Genomic DNA, 5,582 nt, shown 5'->3' with positions numbered 1-5,582 from the left:
CCCCCCCCCCCCGATTGCATGGAAGGATACGGAGCTTATGTGCCCGCCTGTTAAGCCTGCACAGGCTTAACACACCCCTGCGGAGTTTTCGTCAAGTACATACTTCCGAAAGCCATTGAGTAGAGCGCGCGGATGCTCCCCTCGCTGAGCGGATGACGCGCTGCATAGTCCGCGACCGCGCTCAGCAGAGCCGCAGAGTCGGCCAGTTGAGAGAGCGAGGGTAGGGGATGCGGTTGAAACACGACCCGGCAGCCCGATCGAGGAGCAGGCCTGTCGGAGAGCAGGTGAATGGAGCGGTCCATACCCACGGTCGCCGTACTACAGGCGCTCAGGAGGAGGATCGTGACGATGGAGAGGCTGCGCATGGAGGAGCGTGCGAAGGGGACGGAGGGATCACGCGCAGAGAGAATGGTCTGTTTCGAGGCGGCTGTCAAGGGAAATTTTATCGGTACATTCGCTCGCTGTTCAAGTCCAAACGGGCGAACGGAATGCCGGGGATGCATCTAAAAGGCCGCCGGCTGCATGTAGCCCGCAGTGCGGTCGTTATGCGCGCGCACTGCCCCACAGGGCCGGGTCGAAGAGGCCGGAAACGAGGTCGATGCGCAGCTTGCCGGGAATCAGAGCGTACTCCGCCCAGGTCTCCGGCGGGCGTGCGGAGCCGTCGGGATTGGTCCAGGTGACGGTCTGCTTGAAGCGCAGTGTGCGGTACCACTGGCCGTGTAGCGCGCGTGCATGGCGCGGATGAGAGACGGCCCGTTCACGATTTGCGGCTCACCGGGGGACGTGCTGAGCGACACGAAGATACAGGGCAACTCGTTCGACGCGAACGCGCCGGAGATTCACCGACGAGTTCGGGACCGTAGCTCGGAAAAGACCCCAGAGCCTGGTCGAACGCCCCTCGCCACGGCGCGAGGGGCACCACCTCACGGTTCAGCGGCTGACGTCGAGGATGGAGTGGTACAGGCGCCCCTCTTTGCCGCGGCCCGAGCGCCACACCAGATGGATGCGGTCCTCCGCGTCGATGGCCGCGGCCGGCCCGTCGAAGTTCTCGCCCGCGGGTCGAGCGTCGACCACCGACCAGGCGCCCTTGTCGAACCGCGCCTGCCCGAACCCCGGGACTCCCCGTACCTCGCCGCCGGCATGGATCAGGTGTGCCCGGTTGCGGCTGTCGATGACCACCACCTGGTTCGGGTAGAGCGAGCTGCCGGGAGGAAGCACCTGCGCGGGGGCGGACCACGTCGTCGCGCTTTCCGAGATCGAATGGCGCAGCGTCCCGTCCACCCAGAAGGCGTGGATGCTGCCCCTGCGATCGTCGACGTTGAGCCACGTCATCCTTCCACCGGGCACCGGGTCCTGCCAGCGCCCGTCGCGGAACCGCAGCGCCTTCTGGACCTTGTCCCCGGTGTCGTTGTAGAGCGCCACCAGCCCGGAGGCGCCGGACCTGTGCAGGCTCACCCCCCCGAACAGGTGCGTCCCGACCCGGAAGCGCTGCGAGACCCATGAAGCGCCGTCCTGCACCAGGAAGCGCGCCTGCGTACCGGCGTGCAGGTCGTACTGCTGCTGCGTCTCCTCGAACAGCAGGTGCACGCGGCCGTCGGAGCCCGTCGCCGCGGCGACACCGTTCGGCGGGGGACCGTGTCCTCCACGGGTCTGGTGCAGCGTCTCCGCGGCCGACCACCCGGCCGTGCCTCGGCTCCGGTGGCGAACAGCGAAATCCCAGTGAAACGCATCCCCCCGGATGTGCCGCGCCTCGCCCCAGATCACGTGCAGCCGGCCCGCGCCATCCCGGGCGAGGGCCCCGTACAGCCGAGCCCCCGGCTCTCCCACGGCCACGGTCTCCGGTGCGGACCACGCGCCCGCCCGCCACGTCCGCAGGGCGAGGCTTTCCACACTGACGGCGGGATCGACCCCGCTCCCGTCGGACCACCGGTCCCACTGGTCGTGGGCGTGCGTCAACAGGTACAGCTCCGTGCCATGTGCGACCAGCACGGCGGGCCACGGTCGAACGGCGCCGTCGGGAATCTCCGCCGGTACGGACCAGGCGGCTGCCCGGAGAGGGGGATCGGTCGGTCCTCCCCTTTCACAGCCGGAGACCGCCAGCCCGGAGAGGACGAGAAGGAGCCCGGTCAGCGGAGGATTCAGCCATTTCGACATCGTGCTCTCCGGGAGGGAGGTGGAGGTGGGCTCGATGTGGACCCGTTCGCGACGCGCGGCGTGGAGCCGCTTCGGCTTGGTAGAAGTCGCAATATGCACTGCCCTATCCTCTCCCGGAAGGCTCTACGACACGCCCGTCCGCCGGTGGCCTCACACGACAGCGCCCCCACCGCGATCTCCGGCAGAGGCGCCGTCCCGCACTTCGCACTTCGCACTTCGCACTTCGCACTCCCGCACTCCCGCACTCCCGCACTCCCGCACCCGCCGTTCAATCCTCCCGCCGGATCCGCTCCCGCCAGAACGCCGCCGTGCTGTCCAGCGTCCCCTCCGTGAGCCGGATCCCGAGCGCCGCAAAGGGCCCGCTCCCGCCCTGGGCGAAGAAGTCCGGGTCGCGCAGGTCGCCCACGCGCCACCCGCCCTCCAGCTCGAGCTGCGGGTTGAGCCGCAGCACCAGCGACGGCGCCGCGCTCCACCGGGCGGCTCCGGTGGTCCCCTCCAGCAGCATCCGCCCGTCCAGCCGCGCCGAAAGCGAGCCGCGCACCGCCTGCCCGTAGCGCCCGCCCAGGTAGTGCGCGAAGGAGCGAAGCGAGCCCGCTCCGGCGTGTGCGTCGCCCGTGAGGCTCCAGCGTACCGCGTACCGCCCCGCCACCTCCGTCCCCGCCGCCGGAGCCCAGACCGCGTCCGCCGAGCCGATCAGGCGCTCGCCGTCGCGCGCCTGCGTGAGCACGTCGCCGCCCAGGAGCGGGTCCTCGGTACGGCGCCACTCCAGCCGGGCGAGCGCGTTCACCTCGTCCGAGCCCACGGGGCGGAGCGCGAAGCCCACCAGTGAGCGGTCGCGGCGGGTCCGGCGCTCGCCGCCCGCGCCCGGCCACGTGTCCGACGACCAGTCGTGCCGGGTGAGCAGCGCCATCGAGGGCCCCAGCGGAACGTCGCCCGCCACGTCGAAGCGGTAGCCGCTCCGGTCCTGGCCGTCGTGCACCTCGCCGCGGGCGCTGAATCGCAGCGCGCTGTCCGCGGGGAGCCACTCCAGCCCCAGCCCCGCCGACCACCGGTCGCGCTCCGGACGGGCGAAGGGGAGCGCCCGCAGCGGGTCCGCCAGCGGGGCATGGCTCAGCCCGAAGCGCCGCTCGAAGAGCGAGGTCACGGCCCACCCGCCCTGCACGTTCAGGCGCTGGCTCCACCCCATCGCCAGCGAGTGCGCGGCGCCGTCCAGCCCGGCCCGCTCCACGTCGCCCCACACCCGCCCACCGGGAAGCGACTCCACCCGGATCCCCAGCGTGCTGAACCCGTACGCGGCCGAGTCCGGCCCGGTGCGGACCCGGCGGTGCGCCCCCTCCAGCCGGACACCGGGGAAGACACGGTACGAGGCGCCCGCGCCCACGTGGTCCGGCCGCACCGGCGCGCCCTCGGGGGCGCGCACCGGGCGGCTCCCCTCCACCCAGACCTCCATCTCCGGGCTCACGCCCAGCGTCGCCTTGCCCAGCGCGGACGACGAGGCGCCCGCCGCCGCGGCCTGCAGGTCGCTGGTCAGGCCGCCCTCGGCGCGGAGCTTCCGGCCGGCGACCTCCTGCTCCGCGGTCGCGAGGGTGGAGCTGCGCTCCACGCCGTACTCGTGGAATTGCTGGCGCTCGTGGCGCAGCCGGATCGTGGAGCCGGTGGGGAGCTTCACCTCGCCGCCGACGCGCACCTCGTCGGTCGCGGACACCAGCCGCGGGTTGGCGGAGGCGGAGAAGCCGTCGCCCACGCGCAGCCACCCGGCCTCCAGCTTCGCCCGGTCGCCCGGGAGCGTCACCGACACCTCGGCCCGCCCGGCGGTGGCCGCGGAGTCCCCGGCGGAGTACAGCAGCTCCCCGGCCGCCGACCAGCGCCCGCTCCGCACCCGGAAGTCCCCGCCGAACAGGTCGGAGGACGCCGCGGCGCCGGGGAAGCCGCCCGCGAGCGTGCCCTCGCCCGCCGCGTCGTGCACGCCGAAGAGGCCGACGCCCAGCGAGTCCACCCCGCGGAGCGAGAGGAAGCGCGCCGCGTCCAGCTCCAGGCGCAGCCCGCCCACGAAGCGCGCTTCGCCGCCGGAGCGCCGCTCCACCGTGGCCACCACGAAGACCGGGTTCCCCTGCGGGTCCGCGGCGGGGACCGGGCGCTGCAGGAGCACGGCGCCGGTGAGGTAGTCCACCTGGTAGTCGGCGAAGCGCACCAGCTCCTGCCGGGCCACCACCCGCGCGGCGTTGTCGGCGGCGCGCACCTCGATCGCCACCCGCTCCGTGCCGGGGCGGATCCCCGCGCCAAGCCGGTACGGCCCCGAGCTGCCGTCGCCGCGGAGCTGCCTCTGGTCCACGGCCTGGTCGGTCACGCTCCCGAAGCCGTGCCACGCCACCGGCCCGGCGGACACCCGGCCGCTCACGCCGGTCAGCGCGCGGCGGTACGCCCCCAGCGAGCCGTCGCTCCCGAAGCCGGAGGTCCGCACGTCGCCCAGCTCCACCCAGTCGAAGCCGCGCTCCACCCGGGCGGAGAGGGCCTGCGTGGTCCCGGCCAGCGTCCGCCGCTCGCTGGCGTCGCCGAAGGTGGGGTAGCGGCCCTCGTCCAGCGGGTCGTAGCCGCGCCCGAAGAAGTCGCGCTCCGGGTCGCCGCGGCGCGAGTCCCAGCTGACGCTCACCGAGGTCTCCGCGTCCAGCGCGCCCTGCACCGTCACGGCGCCGAACGCCTCCGGCGCCGCCCCCACCCCCACCTGCGCCACCCCGGTGGCGATCAGCGGGCGGACCCAGGGGACGACGCGCAGCGGGAGCACGGCGCGCACGGGGCCGGACGCCAGCGACAGCTCGCCCGTGCCCACCTCGCGCCCGCCGCGCAGCGGCACCTCCAGCCACCCGTCCGCCCCGGTGCGGAGCTGCAGCCCCACGGAGCTGGCGTCCACGTCCGCACCCTCCACCGCGGCGCCGCGCACCTGCAGCGTCACGGTGGGGGTGTCCGCCACCGGGACCTGCCAGCGGTCCACCAGCCGCAGCCGCACCCGCTCCGCGGCGGGGGCCCCGGAATGGAGGGTGAGCGCCTTCGCCGGGAGCTCGATCGCCGCAGCGGGGCCGGAGCGGTGCACTGCCACGCTGTCCCAGCGCTCGCGCTTCCACGAGTTCAGCGTCCACACGCGGAAGCGGTGCGGGCCCGGCTCCACCTCCACCCCGATGAAGTCCCAGCTCCCGTCCGGGCGCAGCATCGCCTCCTGCACCAGCCGCTCCCCGTCGTACAGCCGCACCGGGGCGCCGGGCTCGCCGCGGACGCCCAGGTACAGGCGGTTGGTCCCGATCACCGTGCCGTCCGCCGGGGCGAAGAACCGCACTCCCGGCCCGTCCAGGAACGCGCCCCGGTCCTCCGCGGCGCGCTCCTCCGCGGTGCGCAGCGGCTCCACGCGCGGCGGGGCCTTGCGGGCGGCCTCCGCC

The 5,582-nt window shown here is 73.6% G+C and carries 2 protein-coding genes; both read right to left on the bottom strand.

The window, feature by feature from the left end; genetic code table 11:
- Positions 1-930: 930 nt before the first annotated feature.
- Positions 931-1,989, bottom strand: coding sequence for a hypothetical protein (locus VGR37_00935; GenBank protein HEV2145959.1), 1,059 nt, complete (start codon positions 1,987-1,989; stop codon positions 931-933).
- A gap of 433 nt (positions 1,990-2,422) precedes the next feature.
- The coding region (locus VGR37_00930) for a hypothetical protein (protein HEV2145958.1) at positions 2,423-5,582 on the bottom strand (3,160 nt) is incomplete at its 5' end.

The organism is Longimicrobiaceae bacterium, assembly GCA_035936415.1.
Lineage (GTDB): Bacteria > Gemmatimonadota > Gemmatimonadetes > Longimicrobiales > Longimicrobiaceae > JAFAYN01.
This window is presented reverse-complemented; position numbering and strand designations above follow the sequence as displayed.